The organism is Arthrobacter sp. A2-55 (assembly GCF_025548615.1).
Taxonomy (GTDB): domain Bacteria; phylum Actinomycetota; class Actinomycetes; order Actinomycetales; family Micrococcaceae; genus Specibacter; species Specibacter silviterrae.
In genome coordinates, this window is the sequence record NZ_JAJLOZ010000078.1 from 1 (window position 1) to 20744 (window position 20744).

The following is a 20744-nucleotide window of genomic DNA, read 5'->3' on the forward strand; positions in this document are numbered from 1 at the left end:
TTTTATTGTTCTTCTTGCGCTTGTTTATCCTGTTGGTTTTGTTGTTTGAGCCGCTCTTGCCGCTGTTGGGGTTGGCGCTGTTTCCCTTGGTGGCGTTGGTGTTTGTATTGGGGTTGGGGTTGATGTCGCTGAGTTCGATGTGGGGGCGGGGGTTGACCGCTGAGCCGGTGGCGGCCATCCAGATTTCGTATTGGGGCACGGTGGCCCAGCCCTCGAAGTGGACCAGGCCCTTGCGGGGTTGGCGGAAGGTGATGCCCTGTTTGGCGGTGAGTTCGCCCGCGGTGGGCTGCTGCCCGTCGGGGTCCAGCAGGTTGACCGCGAGGACCCCGACGCGGGTGAGGGAGTCCGGGTCCAGGGTGGTGGCGTGGGCGGTGAGGGTTTCTTCCAGGTCCCGGGCTTCCCGACCGGTGATCCGCCCGCCCTGGGCGAGGTGTTGTGCTTCCTCGATGTGGCCCGAGGCCGTCAGGGCCTGCTCGGCGGAGAGCTTGCCGCTGAAGAACGCGGACGCGGCCACGGGCTGCGAGGCAGGGGTCCTCACCTGGGTCAGGTCATCGCGGACGGGCAGGAACCGCCCGGCCAGGCGCAGCCGCCGCCCGGCTGCCCGCCGGTCCAGGCGCAGTGCGGTGGCGAACAGCTCCGCCGGGGTCAACACCTCGTCGAAGCGGCCTGCCCGCACCCGCCCGGCCAGGTCCCCGGCCACCTGGACCTGCAAGGCTGAAAGGAACGAGCCCAAATGCTCAAGGTCCTGCGCCCACGCCACTGCCTCGACGTCGCTAAGGGATTCCACGTCCACACCCAACGGGGACTCCACCAAACCAGTGCCTGTGCTGGCGGCAGCGCCCATGTCAGCCGCAGAACCAGTAGCAGTGGCTCTGCCAGTGGAGTTGGCGGTGTCAGGGGCAGTCGTGGCTGAGGCGGCGGCGCGGGTCAGGGCTTCGGCAAGGGCGATGAGTTGGCGGACATGCCCGCCAACGCCCCTGCCTGTCCGTGTGGACCCGGGATGACCCGGCGTCCCTGCCGTAGCTTCCATACCAAACACACTACCGGTCACCACTGACAAAAACTGCCGATTACGCGGACATGTGTACTACTCTATGGCCGGGTGGGCCTGTGGAGGGACCAATGCCCAAAATAGGCCCAAAAAAGCCCCACTGCCTGGATCCCGATCCGCCCGATCGCCGTGATTCGACGGAATCAACCACGGCCGGACCGCAACAGAATCGCTGCAGAGCGCTTACGCCCCGCCCATGGCAGCAATCTGGATCAGGTTGCCGACGGTGTCGTCGAGGACCGCCGTCGTGACCGGCCCCTGCACCATGGGCGGCTGTGTGAAAGTGACGCCCAAGGCAAGCAGGCGGTCGTACTCGGCCTGGACGTCCTTGACGCCAAAGGAGGTGAAGGGGATCCCGTCCGCCACGATGGCGTCCCGGAACGGCTTCACGGCGGGGTGCTCGGAGGGTTCCAGGACGATCTGCGCGCCGTCCGGGGCCTCCGGCGAAACCACTGTCAGCCAGCGGTGTTCGCCCATCGGGATGTCTGAAGCGGGCAGGAATCCAAGCTTTTCGGTGTAGAACGCGAGGGCGGCGTCCTGGTTGTCGACAAAGATGCTCAGGAGCGTGATCTTCATGGTGTGTCCTTTGGGGGCCAGCGCTCGGCGATCTGCGCGAGCGGGGAGGTGTCGAGGGTGTGGAATTTGTAGCGGCCGCGGCGCTCGCTGTGCACCAGGCCGGCTTCCTCAAGCACGTCCAGGTGCTGGGAAACCGCCTGCCGCGTGGAGCCCAGGCCGTGTTTCATGGCCAGCCGGGAGCAGATTTCAAACAGCGTCTGGTCATCCCGCAGGGCCAATTCATCGAGGATGGCGCGGCGTGTTTCGTCAGCCAAAGCCTTGAAAACGTCGCCCATGGCCTCAGCATAGGCAAGTGGCTACTTGCATGTCAAGCATCGGAAGGCCGGCGCTGCTAATGTCAAAGTCCCGACCGAAAGGACACATCATGGCTGAAAGCAACGGCGCCCCGAATGGCCTGCTGATGCACGGATTCGGCACCGGCGCGGAACAGGTGGCGGGCGTCTTCCGCAGCGCGCTCAACGCGGCGGCGGGCCTGCCTGGCGCCGCCGTGGAGATTGTCATCCAGGGCCCGGCTGTCGCTGCCTTGACGCACGACGGCGGCCTGGCCGGCCCGGTTGCCAGCGTTCTGGAGCGCGGGGTTGCAGTCCGGGCGTGTGAAAACAGCATGCGCTCGGCGGCTGTTGACGCCGCCAGCCTCCTGACCGGAGTCTCCCCGGTTCCGTCCGCCGTGGTGCATCTCGCGCAGCGGCAGTGGGACGGCTGGGCGTACGTGCGGCTGTAGGCGGACTGCGGAATTCGGGAGTTTGACCATCGTGGCGAATAGCGGCGTCGGTGATTGCTCCCATCGGCGACCAGGGCGGCCGGCTTGCCTTACCCGAACGTCTCCATCAGCCAGGCGAAGTCGGCCTGGGCCTTCCGGAGCATCTCGTCTTCATGCCGGAACAGCTCGTCGGTTTTCTCCAGAACCAAGGTATAAGGCCGGCCCTTCCTCCGGGTGGCATGCCGTAGCGGCAGGCCGGAAGCGTCGATCTGCTGGTGGACGTGCTGCCGGCCGGGCGTAGCCAATGGCCACTCGTGGGTGTGTTCGGTGGGAGCGGACAGGAAGCCTGCGAGCCGGTCGCACAGCCCGCACCCGCATCCGGTCCAGGCAATTGACCAGTCGTCCGCGGTCCGCGCCGGCTGGCCGGCAAGGAGTGACAACCGCTCCCTACAGTTGTTTGCGATCGCAAGGACAGCGGGCGTTGGCGGCAGCCGGAGGGCGCGCAGGACGGGCACCAGAAGCTCGACGGCGGCCCCGCCCAGTGGTTGGAGAAACTCGGCAATGGCAGCGCCCAGCTCCCCTGACGCGGCTTCCAATGTTCGGGCCAAGGGTTCGCCAAGGTCGCCCAGGTACTCCCGGCGCCGCCCGGGGTGCTTGTGACCAATTGCCGCTTCGAGGCCGCTCCGTACAGATTCCCAAGCCAACTCTGCGAGCCCGTCCGAGACGGGGCCGGCACCGCATTGGTGCTGTTTCTGGCACAAGGGGAGCAGACTCTCCACGATCCATGAGCTCAGGTCCAGCCTCGCGGACCGGTTCGGGGAATGCCAATGGCCCACAAGTTCCAGCGTCCACTGATCGCCATATGCCTTGGCAAGCGCAGCAAGAAGCGGGGCATGGTCTGCCGTCAGCAGCTGGAGTCGGAACGGGGCCGCCACCATATGCGCCATCGCGGCGTCCTCCAAGGCAGCGGCGACCTGGAGTGCGGGAGCGAAGACGTCCACGGCCAAATTGGTCCAAAATGGCTTGAGCGATGCGGCATCCGCCCTGGCACCTTCCAGCTCACCGGCATCGATCCGGTCAAGCAGCGTCTGCATGGCCCAAGCTGATCCCGCCTCGGCTCGTGCAGCGAAGGCCTTTTCGCGCGGCCACATGACCATTGCTGCCCGCCGGTACCACCTGTCCAGGGTGTTGCCGTAGTTGCCCATGTAGCCTTCAAACTCGGTCTCGTACGGTGTAATAGACTCCGTTGGCGTAACCATGCAGACTTCGTAGTCGCCAAGTGGCAGCTGGATCGTCTCGGCGCCGGAGCCGTCAGTGCCGATCCACCATCCCAGCGAGATCTCACCCTCGATCAACGAGTTAAGCTGGTGTGCTCCACCTTCTGAGTCGTCAGCATCCGGGTCGAAGCCGCCCTCGAAGTCGTCGTCGGGCGCTTCCTCGCCGTCGAAGTAGCTGCCGTCGGCCCCGTACCAACTTCCCGGCCCGGCGTATTCGTCCGGTAGTACATCCCAGGTTTCCTTGATCTCAGCCAGTGCCAGCATGCTCTCGCACCCCGCCTGCCGCGCCGCGTCCTGCAGCACGGCTACGCGGTGGGCGTCGGCGCCCTTGAGCAGTCCGGCGGCCAGACCGCCCTCGGTGTATTCGTGGTCCAACAGGAACGCGAGCCGGAGGGGAACGCCCAAGTCCGCCCCGCCATACGGGCTGACCGCGCGCGTTTCGAAATGCTCCTTAATGCAGGATGCGGCCCCCGCCGCGCGCCCACCCGTTTCGGGTGTTCCATCCGGGCGGTTGAGGAGCAAATTGAACGTCAGCGAGACCCGGTAGCCGGAACGGACCGGCCGGACTTCGTGGCGGCGGTCTGCATAGAACGCCACTAGAACCAGGTCATCGCGGGATCCGAGGTATACCTGTTCGCTTCCGGAGTCGTCCACCACCAGCTCGCCGCCGGTATGGACGGACGGAAGCATGACCACCAAGGTCGCAACCATCTCGGCATGCTTTTCGGAATCCTGGTGTGGCAGAAAGAATTGCCCCTTACCGTAAACCAGCATCGAGTGCAGCCCGGCGGTCAGCCACGTGCCTTCGGGCAGGCCAAGCTCCTCGCCAAACTGTTCCAGTGCCGCGTCGAGGCAAGCCTGCCAGGACGGGCCGCCCAGGCTCACGCGGTCCGGCGCAATTTCCCACGTGTCGCGAACCGACGTGTCGTTCAGCGTCTGCGCACCCCGCCCATACCCGGCCGGGCGGCCCGCCGCCATTAGCTGCTTCGCCTGGGCCGCACGGATGGGGACCTGCACCGGCCCGACGCCGTCGACCTCCAATGCCAGCACACTGCCTGGCAGCCGGAGCATGGCGCTGTCCGCCCCGTCCGCTTCAACGTCGGAAAGTATTTGCGCAAGTCGTTCGCGGGCAGTCTTCGGCATGGGAACAGCTCCTATTGGGCAATGATCGGTCCAGCTATATACGCTACCCGCACGACGCCGGTTCCCGCCCTCGCGGCCCCCTCAGTCCCCTTGCGGCTCCGGCAGCCCCAGCAGCGCGTTTTCGACCAGCTCCGAAAGTGCCGGGTGGATCCAATACTGTTTCTTGGCCACATCGTGGGCAGTCTGGCCAAAGTGCATGGCCTGGATCAGCGGTTGGATCACAGTGGCCGCCTCCGGACCAATGGCATGCGCGCCCAGCAGCAGCCCGGTGGCCGGGTCGGCGATGACTTTCAGGAAGTGCCCCTGGTCCTCACGTGCCCAGCCCGCCGCGATGTCGCCGTACATTTGCGTCTTCACAACATGCGCGATGCCCGCCTTCACCGCGTGCGCCTCCGTGATGCCCACCGAGGCGATCTGGGGATCGGAGAACACGGCAGCGGGCACAAAGCGGTGGTCGGAGCTGATGGGCGCGTCCGGGTGGGCCAGGTTGTGCTTGACCACCCGCGCCTCATGGTTGGCCACATGCTTGAGCTGGTACTTGGAGGAGACGTCGCCCAGCGCGAAGATCCCGTCCACGCCGGTGCGCTGGAATTCGTCCACCACCACGCGGCCGTGCCTGTCCAGGCCCACGCCGGTCTTCCCTACGTCCAGGCCCTCACCGTTGGGGTGCCGTCCCGTGGCCACCAGCAGCAGCTCCGCCTGGATGGTCCCGGGTCCGTCCGGGCCATCCACCTGAAGTTCGACGCCGTTCCCCGCCTTCGCCACGCTGCCCACCTTTGTGTGCAGCAGGACTTGGTAGCGCGCCGCGGCCTCCCTGGTGAACTGGACGGAGACGTCGTGGTCCTGGGACTTGAGCAGCCGCTCGCCCCGGGCGATCTGGGTGACGGCCACTCCGAAGGAGGAGAACACGTGGGCAAACTCGGCGGCGATGTAGCCGCCACCCAGGATGGCGATGCTGGCCGGCAGCTGCTCAAGGCGCATGATCGTGTCCGAAGTGTGGAAAGGCGCCGCGCCGTCGCGCAAGCCGGGAATGTCGGGAACCACGGCGTGCGATCCTGCTGCAATGACAAACCTGTCCGCCGTCACCTCGGCGGTGCCGCCGTCGTGCAGGTCAAGGTGCAGGGCCTTGGGCCCGGTGAACCGTGCGCGCCCGGGGAAGACGGTGACGTTGGGGCATTCGGGCCCCTCGCGGTAGCGCCGCCCGCCAGCCTCGATGGCGTCAATGCGGCCAAAAATCCTGTCCCGGATCTCCGGCCAGTCGACGGAGTTGAGCTGGGCGTCGATGCCCAGGGGCTTGCCGTGCCGGGCGGCGTCGGCCAGTTCTGCCGGGTGGACGAACATTTTGGTGGGGATGCAGCCCACGTTCAGGCAGGTGCCGCCAAACAGGCCGTCCTCCACAATGGCGATGGACCAGTGGTCGAATTCCGGCCCGGGGATGGAGTTGCCGGAACCGGTGCCAATGATGACCAGGTCAAAGTGGGGCATGGGGGCCTGCTTTCAATGGTTGAGCTTGTTCCGGTGGTCCGGCAGCGGGCGTTGAGACCCGGGGGCGTTGCTTGTGATTGTCGGAACCCTGTATTTTCAGGTTACCGTTTCCGGGCCGGGAATTTCCGGGTTTCAGGCGACTGGGTGCCGGGTGTGGCCGAACGCGCTTTGTGGGCCCTGTATTCGTGCAGGGTGAGCCAGACGATGAAGATGTCGAAGGCGGTCAGCAGCACCATGCCCCATGTGAAGGCAACCACCAACTCGTACCCCTGGTAGGCGATGAAGATCAGCAGGAACGCCACCATCCACGGGTACGCCCAGAGTTTGTCCTTGAGCACCGCCCAGACCAGGGCCACCTTGACCAGGCCGTGCAGCAGGAGGTAGATGGCGCCGAATAGCGTCGCGGAAACGGTCAGTGTTCCGGCCAGGTGCACCAGGGTGGTGGCCACAAGGTCGTGGGGGTCTTCGGAGAGTTCATGCTGGGTCAGGAACCGGACTACGGAGCCCATTTGTACCGGCGAGACGAGCAGCAGCAGCACCCCGCCCACCAGTTCCAGCACGCCGTCCAGGCCCTTCAGGATGAGGCTGATCCTGAAGGTTTTGTCGAGCAGTGCGCTGTTGGAAATTGCCTTGGCCACGATTCCTCCTAGATGTAACCGCTGTTACAATTTCAATTGTGACACAAAAAATTGACTGGGTGCTGGTCATGCCCCAAATTCCGTCCGAGCCGTCCCGGCACCGCGTGGCCGTGTGGCGGCAGCTGCGCAAGGCCGGTGCCGTGCCCTTGTCTTCCGGCGTGTGGGCGCTGCCTGCGGGCCCGGCGTTCCAGGCCGACCTGGACCGTGCCGGTGAACTGTGCCGCAAGGGCGGGGGGACGTTCGCCGTGATTGATGCCGCCCCGCGGGATGAAGCCACCGCCGCCCTGATCCGGGACACCTTCGCCGTGGTCCGCCTTGACGAATGGGCCGAATTCATGGCGGACTGCGGCAAGTTTGACGCGGAAATCGCCAAGGAAATCGGCAAGGCGAAGTTCACCTTTGCCGAGCTGGAGGAGGAGGAACAAAGCCTGGAGCGGCTGCGGCGCTGGTACCGCGACCTGAAGAAGCGGGACGTCCTGGAGCTGCCCGAAGCGAAGGCTGCGGACGCCACGTTGCGGGACTGCGCCGCCGTGCTGGACGGCTACGCGGAGCAGGTCTACCAGGCCGTCCACGGCGGGGAGGGCGAATGAGCCGCCCCCGGCCCCGCAACGATGAAGCTGGGATTGTGGCGGTGCCATCCACCGCGCCCACTGCACCCACCGTGTCCGCTGCCCCCGAGGCGGCTACGCCCGGACCCTCCGCCCGGGCCCTGGCCCCGCTCTACGCCGCGGGCTTCACCACTGCGTTCGGAGCCCACAGCATCGCGGCAGGCCTCGGCGCGGAAAGCGGCGGCATCGGGCTGGGCCTGCTCACCTTCGGAGTGCTTCTTGCCCTGTACGACGTCGCCGAGGTGATTCTCAAACCCGTCTTCGGCTCCCTCAGCGACAGGATTGGCGCCAAGCCGGTCATAGTCGCCGGCCTCGCCGGATTCGCACTGGCCTCGCTGGTCGGCACCCTCGGAACCGCGCCGCTGGTCATTGGCATTGCCCGCCTGGGCCAGGGCGCAGCGGCCTCGGCGTTCTCCCCGGCGTCCTCCGCCGCCGTCGCCCGTCTTGCCGGGCCGGCGGCGGCCGGCAGCCACTTCGGCAAGTACGGGTCCTGGAAGGGCCTGGGGTATGTCCTGGGCCCGCTCCTGGGTGCGGGGCTCATTTGGGCCGGCGGATTTCCGGCTCTGTTCCTGTCCATGGCCGTCATCTCGGCCGCGGCTGCCGTCTGGGTGGCGATCGCCATGCCGCGGCTGCCCGTGCTGCCCCGCCGCCGCTACACCGTGGCCGACCTCCTGCGCCAAAGCACCGAGCGGTCCTTCCTGGTGCCCACCCTTTCCCTGGCCGCGGCCACAGGCGCGCTGGGTGTTGCCGTCGGCTTCCTGCCGCTGCTGGGAAGCTCGCTGCACCTGCCGCTGATCGCCAGCATGGCCGTGGTGGCCGTCCTGGCGCTCGCCTCCACGCTCATCCAGCCGCTGGCCGGCCGGCTGCGGGACACGGGGCGCATCACCTCCAGCGCCGGCATGGCCCTGGGCCTGGCCATGGTCGCGGCGGGAATTGCGCTGCTGGCCGCCGTCCCCGTGCCGGCAACGCTGTACGTGGCCGCGGTGGCCATTGGCTGCGGAATCGGCATTGCCACGCCGCTGGGCTTTGCCCACCTTGCCAGCACGACGCCGGCAGAACGCATGGGCCGCACCATGGGCAGTGCGGAAATCGGGCGGGAAATGGGCGACGCCGGCGGGCCGCTGATTGTTGGTGCCATCGCCACGGCCGCGAGCCTCGCCGCAGGGCTGTGGACGCTGGCGCTGCTGGTTGCAGGCGCGGCACTGTTGGCTGGAATCTTGCTGCGCAGGGGTTCGGGGGACGTAGCGGACTAGCTCGCCCGGTTGGATTCAGGCTGCGGGGCGCCGGACGGGCCATTACCCCTGGCGCCCCGCGTGCGGTCAGGTGAGCACGGTCCGCAGGGGCTGCGGTGCCCGTCGGAGAACCTGCTCCCATTGAGGCCCGAGCCCCCACGAGCGGCCGGCGCCGGCGGCAGCGACGGCAATCATGGCGGCAGCGTAGATGATGTGTTCGTCCACTGCAGGATTGGACTTGATCGGCAAGGCGCTCAGCCACATCAGCACCATCAGTGCGGTGCCGCCAACCGCGGCCGCGCGCAGGGCAACCCCCAACACCAGTGCCAGCCCCACCAAAAGGAGCCCAGCCATGAAGGCCCACAGAAGCACCGCACCAAGCAGGATCCGCAGCGCGGCCAGGGTTCTCAGGGCTGTTGTGCCGGGAAACGCGACGGTGGCGCGGGCTGGCTGGACCGTGGTGGAAGGGGGCATGGGGCTCCTCAAATTCAGTATTGTGGTCGGATTTACCATTAGGTCACAAACAAGTGACCTAATTTCAAAAACCCTACAATAGTAGCTAAGGCTAACCAAACTTATGTGAAAGATGACGCCGGCCAATTAGGCCCGGAACCGGTATGGCAGCCGCCATGGCATCCGTGTAGGAGGGGGCCGGGACCAGTACCAGTCCGGGCGGGTGCTCGGGTCGATCGCGCGGGTGCACCCGCCGGACCACCCCGTCGCCGGTAGTCCAGGCCCCCCGGGTGGTCGCACTGAATCAGGGCGCCGTCCGGGAACCTTACCGGTCGGCCGGCGTCATTCTTTGCCTTCCGGCGGCTCTGCTTTGGCGCGGAGGCCCACGGGCGCCTGCCCCGGGGTGCGCTGTTCAGAGGCACTCCAGCTGGCGAGGAAGTTGAGCTGTTCCTGGGCACGGCTCCCCGGCTCCGCGGTGTAGGCAATGATCGTGAGGCCGTCGCCGGGGACCTCCAGCGATTCCCCGGTGAGCTCAATATTGCCCACCAGCTGGCTGTGGAGCGTCTTGCGAGCGGAGCGGTGGAAGCGAACGTTGTGCCGGGCCCAGCGCGTGGAGAATTCGGTGCTTCCTGTGGCCAGATCCCCGATGAGGCTGTTCAGCGCCCTGTCCTGCGGGCTGCGTCCGGCCTCGCTGCGCAACGCGGCGGCGAGATCGTCCGCGAGCGTTTCCCATTCCACGAAGAAGCCCCGGGAGTGGGGGTCCAGGAACATAAACCGGTCAATGTTCAACGGCAGCGACCCTGGGCTGAGGACGCCTGCGTAGAGCGCGAAGCAAATGTCATTGGCAGCCAGGATGTCCATGCGCGAGTTGCGGACATAGGCGGGCATGCCCGCCATTCCGGCCAGGATCCTTTGCACTACCGGGCGGACTTCGGCGCGGGCCCGCCGCGTTCCCGGTGCTCGGGAGGGCGCGGCGGCCCGGGCCAGGTCGAGCAGGTGGGCGCGTTCTGCCTCATCGAGGCGGAGCGCTGCGGCCAGCGACTCCAACACGCTTTCGGATGCTCCCCGCAAATTGCCGCGTTCCAGCCTGGCGTAGTACTCGGTGCTGACGCCGGTCAGCATGGCCACTTCCTCACGCTTGAGCCCAAGGACCCGCCTGGTCCCGCCGTAGCTGGGCAGGCCAGCTTGGGCGGGGGTGATGCGCGAACGGCGGCTGGTGAGGAAGTCTCGGACGTCCTGGCTGTTGTCCATGGACTCAACTTTACGGCGCCCGTGCCGGCCCCAACAGGAACTGGCAGTACACCTCACGGCAGGTTCTTCCCTGCAGGTTCCGGGACTGGTTTTCTGGTACCAGCAGCAATTCACCCACAGTCGAAGGAACTTCCATGCAAAACGTGACACTCAACAACGGCGTCCAGATGCCCATCCTCGGTTTTGGCGTCTACCAAATTCCCGACGTCGAAACCCAGGCCGCCGTCGAAGCCGCCCTCGCTGCCGGGTACCGCCACCTGGACACGGCGGCTTCCTATGGCAATGAGGAGGCCGTGGGCGCTGCCATCAAGGCCAGCGGCATTGCCAGGGCGGACCTTTTCGTCACCACCAAGCTGTGGATCCAGCACGCCCCTGCGGGCAGCGTGGAAGAGGACACCCGGCGCTCCTTCGGCGAGTCCCTCCGCCGCCTGGGCCTGGACTACATTGACCTGTACCTGATCCACCAGCCGCTGGGCGACTACTACAGCGAATGGCGGGCCATGCAGAAGCTGAACCAGGACGGACTGGCCCGGGCAATCGGCGTGTCGAACTTCCATCCGGACCGCCTGGTGGACCTCATCGACCACAACGAGGTGGCCCCGGCCGTGAACCAGATTGAAACCCACCCCTTCCACCAGCGCGCTGCTGACCAGGCCCTGATGGTGGAGCGCGGCGTCCAGATTGAATCCTGGGGCCCCTTCGCGGAGGGGAAGAACGGCCTGTTCACCAATCCGATCCTCAGCGCCATCGGTGGCGCCCATGGCAAGTCCGTGGCCCAGGTGGTGCTGCGCTGGCTGACCCAGCGCGGCGTGGTGGTCATCCCAAAATCGGTCCGCCCGGACCGCATGGCCCAAAACCTGGACGTCTTCGACTTCACCCTCAGCGAGGGGGAAATGGCCCGGATCGCCACCCTGGACACCGGCGTCAGCCAGTTCTTCGACCACCGGGACCCTGCCATGGTCAGCTGGCTGGGCGGGCGCCGGTACAGCTGACCCGGCGCCGGTGCCGGGGCGCTGCCATGGATGAAGTACGACGGCGGAACCTCCTTGGGTGATCGGCTTTCTGTGCCGCGTGTTCTCCGCGAACAGGTTCTAAGTTGGAGGGCCCAGAACTGGTCCAATTATCGAATCGCCTGTGCAATTATCGGCTTGCCAAATGGCATTTTGAGCTAAAGAGTTCTCCGAACGTATGCGCTGCTAAATTGCGCGATTTTCTAATTCACTTCGCCCACTGGTGCAATGATAAGTTGGGAGCGGGTGGTCCACCGAATTTTTATTTGCCGCGGTTTACACCTTCAAGGATTACATTATCAAGGGGAAAATAATGGGAAAGATGAAGGGCAACCGGCTCAACACCGCCGCCAATGTTGGAAGTTTTGTCACCGGTCGTCAGCAATTGAAATTCCAGGAACAGATCGCCGCCAACACGTCCGCGATGTTGGCCCTGCAGCAGCAACAAGCCGCTCGAGCCGATCATGACCGCCTGGTGGCCGAATTGGACATGGCCGTTGCATGCGGGCGGATGACCGTCGAACAAGCCAATGCCCACATGGAGCTGACGATTTACAACCAGCAGCATCCGGCACCCCACCCAAAGACCAGGGTGGTTCCAACCGCCAGCGCCGCCGTAGACGGATTTTTGCGCATTGGCGGCGTGCCTGCTGGCTGGTACAAGCAGGACGGTCTCAGCGCAAGGTATTGGGACGGCCAGCGCTGGACTTTGAATACCATGCAACTCATTCGGGCCAAGCAGGTTGTAAAACAGCAATGGTTGGCCACCCCGGCCATCGGAAATCAAAAATCACGTCGCATCGCCGGCCTGTTGGGAATTTTCCTTGGCATGTTCGGCATTCATCGCTTCTACCTCGGACACACGGGAATTGGTGTCCTGCAGGCCAGCGCCTTTGTACTCCTTTTTGCGGCGACTTATGGGCTCATAGTCCTGTGGGGCGTCATAGAAGGCGTCATGATCATCAGTGATGCCAAAGCCTTCAAGAGGGACGCACACGGCATTCCGCTGGCTTAGGGCTCACAAAGTGTCCCTTGCCATTCAGCCTCAAGCCCCTTAGGCCACTAAATTCTCCGCAGCCACGTCCATGTGCTCGAGAATGGCCAACTGCGCGGCTTTAGGGTCGCCGGTTTCAATCGACTCCACTATGTCCAGATGCCGGTCCACGTTCATGTTTTTGACGGCCCGCTCCAATCCGGCAAACATGATCGACATCCGGATGGATCCCTCCAGCGACTCCCAGGAATGGAGCAGGGTTTGGTTGTTGCTGAGCTTGCAGAGCGTCCGGTGGAACTCGAGGTCGGACTCGATCCGAGCTTCCAGGGTGCCCTTGGCAGCGGACTTCATGTGGTTGACGGCGGCCCGCAGGGCCTTGATCACCGCGGATCGGTTGGGCTGTTCACATAGCGTGCGGACCGCAAGGGATTCCAGGGTGGCGCGCACCGCGAAAATGTCGCGGATTTCCTTGGCATCAAGGTGCCGCACGGACAGGCGTCCCCGCGCGCCGGCGGTTAGCAACCCTTCCTGTTCCAGTTGCCGCAACGCCTCGCGCAGGGTGCCGCGGCTGATTTGGAGCATGTCGGAGAGCTCCGTCTCCACCAGATGCTTGCCGGGCTCCAGCGCCCCACTCGTGATGGCGGCACGCAGGGCGGAAACTGCCTGCTCGCGGAGGCTCTTTTTTTCCAACCCCAAGAGTGAGGCGGTGGCTGCTGGCATGGTGTGATCCTCGAAGTGGACGGTTGTTTGTTTACTGTCAGGTGTTAACAGTTGATGTTACGCCTCGGGCGCGGGACCTGTGGGAGGTCCCGCGCCCGATTCCAAGCAGAAGTGAAACTAGCCCAGTTCCGCGAGCACTTTCGCAACGATGCGTGGAACGGACAGTCCGTAGCGTTCGTGCAGGGTCGGCAGTGCTCCGGCGTCGAGGAAGGCGTCCGGCAGGCCGATGGGGACCACGCGCTTTCCCAACCCTGCGGTCACCACGGCTGACGCCACGGTCTCGAACAGCCCGCCCACCACGGAGTGGTTCTCCAAAGTCACGGCCAGCCGGTCCCCGGCAAGTTCGGCCAAGACGGTAGCTGAGTCAAAGGGCTTGATGGTGGGGGTATGAACGACGGCGACATCCACCTTGTGTGCCTCCAGCGCCTTGGCTGCCTGGAGGGCACGCATCGTCATGAGTCCACTGGAAACGAGCACGACATCCCTGCCGCCGCGGAGGACCTTCGCCTTGCCGAGCTCAAAGGTGTAGTCGTATTCGTCCAGGACGGTGGGGACGTTGCCGCGCAACAGCCGCAGGTAGCTGGGTCCCTCGCTGGCGGCCAGCTGCGGCACTGCTTGTTCGATGTCCACTGAATCGCAGGGGTCCACGATGGTCAGGTTCGGCATGCCCCGGAAAATGGCCATGTCTTCCGTGGCCTGGTGGCTGGGCCCGTAGCCGGTGGTGAGCCCAGGGAGGCCTCCCACAATGTTGACGTTGAGGTTGGGTTCGGCAATGTCGAGGCAGAGGAAGTCGTAGGCGCGCCGGGCGGCGAACACGGAGTAGGTCGAGGCGAACGGGATGAGTCCGGTCTCTGCCATGCCTGCGGCGGCGCCCAGGAGTAGTTGCTCTGCCATGCCCATTTGGAAAAACCGCTCCGGGAAGGCCTGGGCAAAGATGTGCATGTCGGTGTATTTGCCCAGGTCCGCGGTCAGTCCCACAATCCTTTGGTCTGATTCCGCAGCCCTGGCCAGTGCGTGTCCGAACGGTGCTGAAGCGGTCTTTTGCCCTGGGTCGGCGAAGGAGGCGATCATTGCCGAAGTCTTCAGCTTGGCCTTTGCCGTGGTTGTGGGGGTCATGCTGAAGCCGTCCCTTCGTATCCTGCGGCGAGCTGTTCGCGGCAGAGCTGCCATTCGTGTTCTTCGATGCGCATGAAATGCGCCTTTTCCCGGTTCTCCAGCAGGGACACTCCCCGCCCCACCTTGGTGTCACACAGGATGACGGATGGCTGCCCGTGGGACGCCGCCCGGGCGGCCGCGTTGTCGAAGGCTTCCAGCAACGCCCCTGCGTCATTGCCGTCAATCCGTTGGCAATACCAGCCAAAGGCCGTCCACTTCTCCGCCACTGGTTCGGTCCGCAGGACGGTTTCCGTCTTGCCGTCGGCCTGCAGTGCGTTGATGTCCACCATGGCTGTCAGGTTGCCGAGCTGGTGGTGGTGGCCGCCCATGGCTGCCTCCCACGTGGAGCCTTCGTCGAGTTCGCCGTCGGAGAGGAAGTTGAACACGCGGGCATTTGATCCCTGGTGTCGCAGCCCCAACGCCATGCCGACGGCGATGGACAATCCGTGGCCCAGGGAGCCGCCGGAAATTTCCATGCCGGGTGTGTAGGTGGACATCCCCGACATCGGCAGGCGCGAATCGTCGGAGCCGTAGCTTTCCAGTTCGTCAACGGGGATGATGCCGGCTTCGGCCAGCGCGGCGTAGTGGCCTATTGCGTAGTGGCCGGTGGAGAGCAGGAAGCGGTCCCGTCCCTCCCAGTCGGGTTGGTCTGCACGGAAGGAGAGCTGGCTGGCGTAGACGGTGGCGAAGATGTCGGCCGCGCCCAGGGCCTGGCCAACATAGCCCTGGCCCTGGACTGCGCCCATGTTCAGGGCGTGGTGACGGATGCGGTAGGCGGCCTCCGTGATGGTACGACGGCGGTCCGCGAAAGTGCCGCTGGCTGAAGGCCGCGTGGTGGTTTGGTCCAGTGTGGACATGGAATTTCTGCCTTTCGTTGGCTTAGGCATTGACGGTCAGCGGAGTGCTTTTGGTGGCGTCATCTGCCAGCTGGCGCTCGCGCTTGCCCCACGTCTCGCGGGTGCTGATGGCGGCTGCCAGGCCGATGAGTCCGTAGACCATGAAAAGTGCCGCAGGCCCGGCCCAGCCAAGGCTGAGGAACAGCAGGGTGGTGATGAAGGGCGTGAAGCCGGAAACCATGGCGGAGATCTGGTAGGCCAGTGACGCCCCGGAGGCGCGGGTCTTGGCCTGGAAGAGCTCGGGGAACCACGGTCCCTGTGCACCGGCCAGCGAGTTCTGGCAGACGGCATAGGAGATGATGACCGTCAGGATAATCAGGATCGACAGTCCGGTGTTGACCAGCAGAAACATGGGGAACGCAAAGAGCACGGCAAAGGCGCAGGACCAGATGTAGAGGGGCCGGCGGCCGATCTTGTCTGTGAGCCGGCCCCAGGCGGCAGTGGCAAAGATGCCGATTCCAGCGGCCACGCTGAGGGCGACCAGGGTTTCGGTCTTGCTGGAAAGGCCCGTGGTGTGGAGGTAGGAAATCATGTAGGTGATGGAGACGGCGTAGCCGGCCGTCTCCGCGATGCGCAGGCCGATGCCGCGGACAATGTTGCGCCAGTCGGTCTTGATGACTGCGGTGATCGGGGACTTGACGATTGCCCCTGTCGCCTTGACTTCGTCAAACACTGGGGATTCGGGAACCTTGGAGCGGATGATGAGCCCAACAATCACCAGGAGGATGCTGGCCAGGAACGGGATGCGCCATGCCCACGAATTGCCTAGGTGGACGCTGAAAAGGAACACCAGGTTTGCCAGCAGGAGGCCCACCGGGAAACCGGCCTGGACCATGCCGGTGTACTTGCCCTTCTTCTTCCACGGCGCGTGTTCGTAACTCATGAGGATGGCGCCGCCCCACTCCGCGCCGAAGGCCAGGCCCTGGACGATGCGGACGAACACCAGCAGCGCCGGGGCCAGCAGCCCCACCGTGGCGTAGGTGGGCAGCAGGCCGATCGCGAAGGTGGCCAGCCCCATCAGGACAAGTGATGCCACCAGGACAGGCTTGCGGCCCAGTCTGTCGCCGAGGTGGCCGCCCAGGATGCCGCCCAGCGGACGGGCGGCGAAGCCCACGCCGAGCGTGGCAAAGGACGCCAGGGTGCCAGTGACAGGGTCCGTGCCAGGGAAGAAGGCCGTGCCGAAGTAGAGTGCGGCTGCCGTGCCGAATCCGATGAAGTCGTACGTCTCGATGACTGCACCCACGGACGAGCCCAAGGCAACGCGCCGGGCGTCCTTGGTGCCGTGGACTGGTCCTCGCATGGTGAGAGCTTCATTGCTCATGGTCGTAAATACCTTTCAAACGGCGACCGATGCTGCGGGCATCGTGGTGTCGACTGTTAACAGATGATACGCCAGTGTGACCTTAATCATTTCTCTTTGTCAACAGTCAACTTTGAAGGTTGACTGTTGACAGTGAATGGCCCTAGTGTGGGTTTCATCACCCGGGCCGCGGGTGGCGGACCCACCTAAGGAGCAGCGCCAATGTTCAACCCACGACTGGGCTGTTCTTCGATCAGCTTTCGTCACCTGGATCTCCCTAATGCACTCCAGACCATGGGCGAAATTGGTTTCGAGGAGATCGATCTCGGAGCCCTTCCTGGGGTCTGCAACCACGTCCCCTACGCATTGGGCGAAGAAGACGTTCGCGTTGTGTCCGCTCAGATTTCCGCGTCGGGCCTGAACGTTCGGTCGGTCAACGGCGACATCGGCGATCTCAACGCCATGCTTGGGGTCGATGCCCAAAAAGAACGGGACGGCCACCTCGAGATGCTGCTGGCGCTCGCCGTCGAGACCGGCGCCAAGGCACTGGTCCTGCCCTGCGGGGCCCTCAACCGGGATCCGTTGGCGAGCTTGGACGCAGACCTCGATGTCGTCGCGTCCTCCCTGGCAAGGGCGCAAAAGCGTGCTGATGCCATGGGCATCGAGCTCTGGACCGAAGCTCTGCACTACTTCCGCCTGTGCTCGGACATGGACCGCGCCGGGCGGCTCATCGGACGGCTGGCCGGGTCCGGCGTCGGAAGCGTCATGGACTTCAGCCACATCGTGGCGTCCGGGGCAGACCCCCTGGACTTCATCGATCGTTTCCACGGGACCATTGCCCATGTCCATCTCCGGGACGCTGTGCCCGGCAACATCAACCTCAGCATTGGCAATGGTGAGACCGACTTCGCGGCCGGCCTCGCCGCCCTGCAGGCCAAGGGGTACGCGGGGCACTTTTCGCTCGAACTCGAGACCCGTGATGTGGCCGACGATGAACGCCCCACCGCTGCCGCGCAGGCCGCCACCCATATTTCCACCCTCATCTAGTTCCACCCACCATTTCAAGGAGAATCATGTCCAACACCATCCAGCGCACCGCCGTCCTCACGGGAGCCACTTCAGAGCGTGGCATCGGCCTCGCAACGGCGCGCCGCTACGCCCGTGAGGGCTGGGCTGTCGTCATCCTGGACCTCGACGGGGAAAAGTCGGCCAAGGTTGCCGCCGAAATCGGGAACGAGTTTAACGTCCCCGCTTTCGGCCATGCCGTTGATGTCGCCAGCGAGGATTCAGTAACTGCCGCACATGGCGCCGTCCAGGCCGAGGTCGCCGCGAGCAACCTGCCCACGGTGGGCGCCCTCGTCAACATCGCCGGCATCACCTCGCCCGTGTCGTTCCTGGAAACCACCCTGGAACTGTGGAACAAGATCTTCGCCGTCAATGCCACCGGCACATACCTGGTCACCAAGGCCTTCCTGCCGGAAATGATCAGCTCCGGATGGGGCCGCATCGTGAACATGTCCTCGGTGTCCGCCCAGCGCGGCGGCGGCGTCTTCGGCAAGGTCCCCTACTCCTCGGCCAAGGCTGCCATCCTCGGGTTCACCAAGGCCCTGGCCCGGGAACTCGGGGACAGCGGCGTGACCATCAACGCCATCACCCCGGGCGCGGTGGACACCAACATTCGCGTGGGCAGCACCGACGAGCAGGAGGCAGCCCTCGCCCGCGACATTCCCGTGGGCCGCACCGCCACCACCGAGGAAATCGCCGCGGTCATCACCTTCCTTTCCTCCGACGACGCCGCCTACCTCACCGGCACCACGGTGGACATCAACGGCGGCAGCCACCTCCACTAAGCCCATTTCCAAGCCCACAGCAGGAGAGCAGCACCATGACGAAGCTATTCAACGATCCGGCCGCGTTTGCCGAGGAGGCCCTGGCAGGTTTTTGCGACGTATATGCGGACGCGGTCCGTCCGGTTCCCGGTGGCGCAGTCCGCCGCCACCGCCCCGCCACGCCCAAGGTGGCGGTCCTGGCCGGCGGCGGTTCCGGGCACTACCCGGCCTTTGCCGGCTTCATCGGCCCCGGGCTGGTCGACGGCGCCGTGGTGGGCAACATCTTCACGTCCCCGTCGGCACAGCAGGCGTATGCCGTCGCCAAGGCAGCGGACCAGGGAAGCGGCGTCGTCTTCGCCTACGGGAACTACGCAGGTGACGTCATGAATTTTGGCCTGGCCACGGAGCGGCTGGCCACCGAAGGCGTTGCCGTTGACAATGTGGTCGTCACGGACGACATCGCCAGCGCGGCGCCCGGGGAAAGCGCGAAACGCCGCGGCATTGCAGGTGACTTCACGGTCTTTAAGGTCATGGGCGCCGCTGCCGAGGCTGGTGCCAGTTTGGCGGAGGTGGTCCGCCTGGGCCGCAAGGCCAACAGCAACACACGGACCATCGGCAGCGCCTTCCACGGCTGCACCTTCCCCGGCGCGGACGCTGCGCTCTTCACCCTTGGCGGGAAGCAAATGGGGCTCGGCCTGGGCATCCACGGGGAACCGGGGCTCCTGAACATGCCGCTTCCGACGGCGGACCAGCTGGGCCGGGAACTCGTGGCGCGGATCCTGGCGGAGACACCGGATGGTTCCGGCCAGCGCATCGCCGTGGTGCTCAACGGTCTGGGTTCCACCAAGTATGAGGAACTGTTCGTGCTGTGGGGGACAGTGGCCCCGTTGCTGCGAGGTGCAGGCTACGCACTGGTCATGCCCGAGGTCGGGGAGCTTGTCACCAGCCTCGACATGGCGGCCGTGTCCCTGACAGTTACATGGCTCGACGACGAGCTTGAGCCGCTTTGGTGCGCTCCGGCGGAGTCGCCGGCGTACAAGCGGGGGAACGTTGCATCGCAGGGTGATCCGGATTCCTGGATGGGGCCGGATGGAAGTTCGGTTGATGCCGTCAGCTTCACGGCAAGCGAAGAATCCAGGGCCTACGCGCACAATTGCGTGGCGGCGCTGGAGGCGGCCGCGCGTGCCGTCCACGATGCGGAAGCGGTGCTGGGTGACTTGGACGCAATCGCCGGGGACGGCGACCACGGGCGCGGCATGGTGCGGGGGATCGATGCCGCCGTCGTGGCCGCAGGTATTGCCCTCGACCTGGGTGGGGGCGCCGGAACCGTTCTCGCCGAGGCCGGCGACTCGTGGGCGGACAGGGCCGGCGGCACGTCGGGAGTCCTGTGGGGTGCCGGGCTGCGCAGCTTCGGGGAAAACCTCGGGGACGTCACGGCGCTCACGTCGGAAATGCTCCTCGAAGCTGTGAAGGCATTTGCCGCCCGGATCCGGGAACTGGGCAAGGCCGAGCCCGGCGACAAGACCATGGTTGACGCCCTGGTGCCATTCACCGCGGAGTTTCGCCGCCAACTGGCCGAGGGTGCGGATGTGGCTGCCGCCTGGACTGCTGCTGCTGACCAGGCCACTGCTGCCGCTGCAGCGACAGCAGGATTGCGTCCCCGCCTGGGCCGGGCCCGCCCGCTCGCCGAAAAGAGCCTTGGGACGCCGGATCCGGGGGCCACTTCCCTGGCCATGGTCCTCACTGTGATGGGACCCCATCTGGCAAACACCCAGACATTGGCCGCGGCCAAGCAATGACGAAGGAAGGGAACACCGTGGGAATCAGGCTCATCGTTGGCGCCGACGAAGCAGGCGTGGACTACAAGGACCAGGTGCTAGCGGACGCCAAGGCCGACCCCCGCATTAGCGAAGTCATCGACATTGGAGTCAACCGCGGCGACGCCGAGTTCACGCGGCCCTATCCGTACGTGGGCATCGCCGCAGGGGAAATGATCAAAAACGGCCAGGCCGACCGAGCCATCCTGTTCTGTGGCACCGGCCTGGGTGTTGCCATCGCAGCCAACAAGGTGGAAGGCATCCGCGCCGCGACGGCCCACGACTCGTTTTCTGTCGAGCGTTCGGTGCTGTCCAACAACTGCCAGGTGCTGGCGATGGGCCAGCGCGTCATCGGCGTGGAGCTGGCCCGCCGCCTTGCAAAGGAGTGGCTGGGCTATTCCTTCGACGCCGGCTCGGCTTCTGCAGCGAAGGTGCAGGTTCTGACGGACTTTGAAGGCTGCTAGAGGTTCCCACGAGTCCTCCACTAAAAGGGGGTACTCCCAGTACCTGCACCAACAGGCACTGCCACGCCGGCTCGCAAGCGTGTTCACTGGGATCAATGCCGAAAGCGAGGCCCCCGAAAGGCGCGCCTCGCTTTCGGCCCCCCGA

At 65.2% G+C, this 20744-nt stretch carries 21 protein-coding genes; 9 read left to right on the plus strand and 12 right to left on the minus strand.

The window, feature by feature from the left end; genetic code table 11:
• The 3 genes from LPN03_RS17475 to LPN03_RS17485 form a co-directional block, all read right to left on the minus strand.
• The coding region (locus LPN03_RS17475; protein ID WP_410468615.1) for a DUF222 domain-containing protein at positions 1-1030 on the minus strand (1030 nt) is incomplete at its 3' end.
• A 204-nt stretch (positions 1031-1234) separates the two neighbouring features.
• Positions 1235-1627, minus strand: coding sequence for a VOC family protein (locus LPN03_RS17480; protein ID WP_262455289.1), 393 nt, complete (start codon positions 1625-1627; stop codon positions 1235-1237).
• Complete coding sequence (locus LPN03_RS17485) at positions 1624-1902, minus strand: ArsR/SmtB family transcription factor (RefSeq protein ID WP_165182317.1); 279 nt, start codon at positions 1900-1902, stop codon at positions 1624-1626. The genes LPN03_RS17480 and LPN03_RS17485 overlap by 4 nt, the downstream gene beginning before the upstream one ends.
• Positions 1903-1991: 89 nt before the next feature.
• On the opposite strand from LPN03_RS17485, the gene LPN03_RS17490 reads away from it, so the two are divergent.
• Positions 1992-2348 carry a DsrE family protein gene (locus LPN03_RS17490; protein WP_262455290.1) on the plus strand — a complete coding sequence of 119 codons (357 nt, stop codon included), beginning with the start codon at positions 1992-1994 and terminating at the stop codon, positions 2346-2348.
• A gap of 89 nt (positions 2349-2437) precedes the next feature.
• Here the strand turns inward: LPN03_RS17490 and LPN03_RS17495 are convergent, their stop codons facing one another.
• The 3 genes from LPN03_RS17495 to LPN03_RS17505 form a co-directional block, all read right to left on the minus strand.
• Positions 2438-4747 carry a 2OG-Fe(II) oxygenase gene (locus tag LPN03_RS17495; protein WP_262455291.1) on the minus strand — a complete coding sequence of 770 codons (2310 nt, stop codon included), beginning with the start codon at positions 4745-4747 and terminating at the stop codon, positions 2438-2440.
• Positions 4748-4828: 81 nt separating this feature from the next.
• Positions 4829-6232, minus strand: a complete 1404-nt coding sequence (locus tag LPN03_RS17500) for a mycothione reductase (protein ID WP_262455292.1) — start codon at positions 6230-6232, stop codon at positions 4829-4831.
• 101 nt (positions 6233-6333) lie between these two features.
• Entirely contained in the window at positions 6334-6870 is a 537-nt protein-coding gene (locus tag LPN03_RS17505; protein WP_165182314.1) for a DUF2127 domain-containing protein, read from the minus strand.
• 38 nt (positions 6871-6908) lie between these two features.
• Here LPN03_RS17505 and LPN03_RS17510 point away from each other — a divergent pair, with 38 nt between their 5' ends.
• Both LPN03_RS17510 and LPN03_RS17515 read left to right on the plus strand, forming a co-directional pair.
• The gene (locus LPN03_RS17510; protein WP_262455293.1) at positions 6909-7460 is read left to right on the plus strand and encodes a Chromate resistance protein ChrB; all 552 of its coding nucleotides are present in this window, start codon (positions 6909-6911) and stop codon (positions 7458-7460) included.
• A complete protein-coding gene (locus tag LPN03_RS17515; RefSeq protein WP_262455294.1) occupies positions 7457-8731 on the plus strand; it encodes an MFS transporter in 1275 nt (424 codons plus the stop codon). The genes LPN03_RS17510 and LPN03_RS17515 overlap by 4 nt, the downstream gene beginning before the upstream one ends.
• A 66-nt stretch (positions 8732-8797) precedes the next feature.
• Here LPN03_RS17515 and LPN03_RS17520 read toward each other — a convergent pair whose 3' ends face one another.
• Both LPN03_RS17520 and LPN03_RS17525 read right to left on the minus strand, forming a co-directional pair.
• Complete coding sequence (locus tag LPN03_RS17520) at positions 8798-9184, minus strand: hypothetical protein (protein ID WP_262455295.1); 387 nt, start codon at positions 9182-9184, stop codon at positions 8798-8800.
• Positions 9185-9505: 321 nt separating this feature from the next.
• Positions 9506-10414 (minus strand): helix-turn-helix transcriptional regulator, encoded by a 909-nt coding sequence (locus LPN03_RS17525; protein ID WP_262455296.1) that lies wholly within the window; start codon positions 10412-10414, stop codon positions 9506-9508.
• 134 nt (positions 10415-10548) lie between these two features.
• Between LPN03_RS17525 and LPN03_RS17530 the strand changes: the two genes are divergently transcribed.
• Together LPN03_RS17530 and LPN03_RS17535 are read left to right on the plus strand one after the other, a co-directional pair.
• Positions 10549-11406 carry an aldo/keto reductase gene (locus LPN03_RS17530; RefSeq protein ID WP_262455297.1) on the plus strand — a complete coding sequence of 286 codons (858 nt, stop codon included), beginning with the start codon at positions 10549-10551 and terminating at the stop codon, positions 11404-11406.
• Positions 11407-11737: 331 nt separating this feature from the next.
• Complete coding sequence (locus LPN03_RS17535; RefSeq protein WP_262455298.1) at positions 11738-12439, plus strand: NINE protein; 702 nt, start codon at positions 11738-11740, stop codon at positions 12437-12439.
• A gap of 39 nt (positions 12440-12478) precedes the next feature.
• Here LPN03_RS17535 and LPN03_RS17540 read toward each other — a convergent pair whose 3' ends face one another.
• The 4 genes from LPN03_RS17540 to LPN03_RS17555 all read right to left on the minus strand — a co-directional run bounded on the left by LPN03_RS17540 (position 12479) and on the right by LPN03_RS17555 (position 16510).
• A complete protein-coding gene (locus LPN03_RS17540; protein WP_262455299.1) occupies positions 12479-13138 on the minus strand; it encodes a GntR family transcriptional regulator in 660 nt (219 codons plus the stop codon).
• A gap of 117 nt (positions 13139-13255) precedes the next feature.
• Positions 13256-14254, minus strand: coding sequence for a transketolase family protein (locus tag LPN03_RS17545; protein ID WP_262455300.1), 999 nt, complete (start codon positions 14252-14254; stop codon positions 13256-13258).
• The gene (locus LPN03_RS17550; protein ID WP_165183615.1) at positions 14251-15150 is read right to left on the minus strand and encodes a transketolase; all 900 of its coding nucleotides are present in this window, start codon (positions 15148-15150) and stop codon (positions 14251-14253) included. The genes LPN03_RS17545 and LPN03_RS17550 overlap by 4 nt, the downstream gene beginning before the upstream one ends.
• Positions 15151-15172: 22 nt before the next feature.
• The gene (locus LPN03_RS17555; protein ID WP_165183614.1) at positions 15173-16510 is read right to left on the minus strand and encodes an MFS transporter; all 1338 of its coding nucleotides are present in this window, start codon (positions 16508-16510) and stop codon (positions 15173-15175) included.
• Positions 16511-16711: 201 nt separating this feature from the next.
• Here LPN03_RS17555 and LPN03_RS17560 point away from each other — a divergent pair, with 201 nt between their 5' ends.
• From LPN03_RS17560 to LPN03_RS17575, 4 genes are read left to right on the plus strand one after another with little or no spacing between them, the layout of a single operon-like run.
• On the plus strand, positions 16712-17536 hold the full coding sequence (locus LPN03_RS17560) for a sugar phosphate isomerase/epimerase family protein (protein WP_165183613.1): 825 nt from the start codon (positions 16712-16714) through the stop codon (positions 17534-17536).
• A gap of 26 nt (positions 17537-17562) precedes the next feature.
• Positions 17563-18339 carry an SDR family NAD(P)-dependent oxidoreductase gene (locus LPN03_RS17565; RefSeq protein WP_165183612.1) on the plus strand — a complete coding sequence of 259 codons (777 nt, stop codon included), beginning with the start codon at positions 17563-17565 and terminating at the stop codon, positions 18337-18339.
• Positions 18340-18374: 35 nt separating this feature from the next.
• The gene (locus LPN03_RS17570) at positions 18375-20117 is read left to right on the plus strand and encodes a dihydroxyacetone kinase family protein (RefSeq protein WP_262455301.1); all 1743 of its coding nucleotides are present in this window, start codon (positions 18375-18377) and stop codon (positions 20115-20117) included.
• On the plus strand, positions 20114-20599 hold the full coding sequence (locus LPN03_RS17575) for a ribose-5-phosphate isomerase (RefSeq protein WP_316255851.1): 486 nt from the start codon (positions 20114-20116) through the stop codon (positions 20597-20599). Before LPN03_RS17570 ends, LPN03_RS17575 begins: the two co-directional genes overlap by 4 nt.
• Positions 20600-20744: the final 145 nt, after the last annotated feature.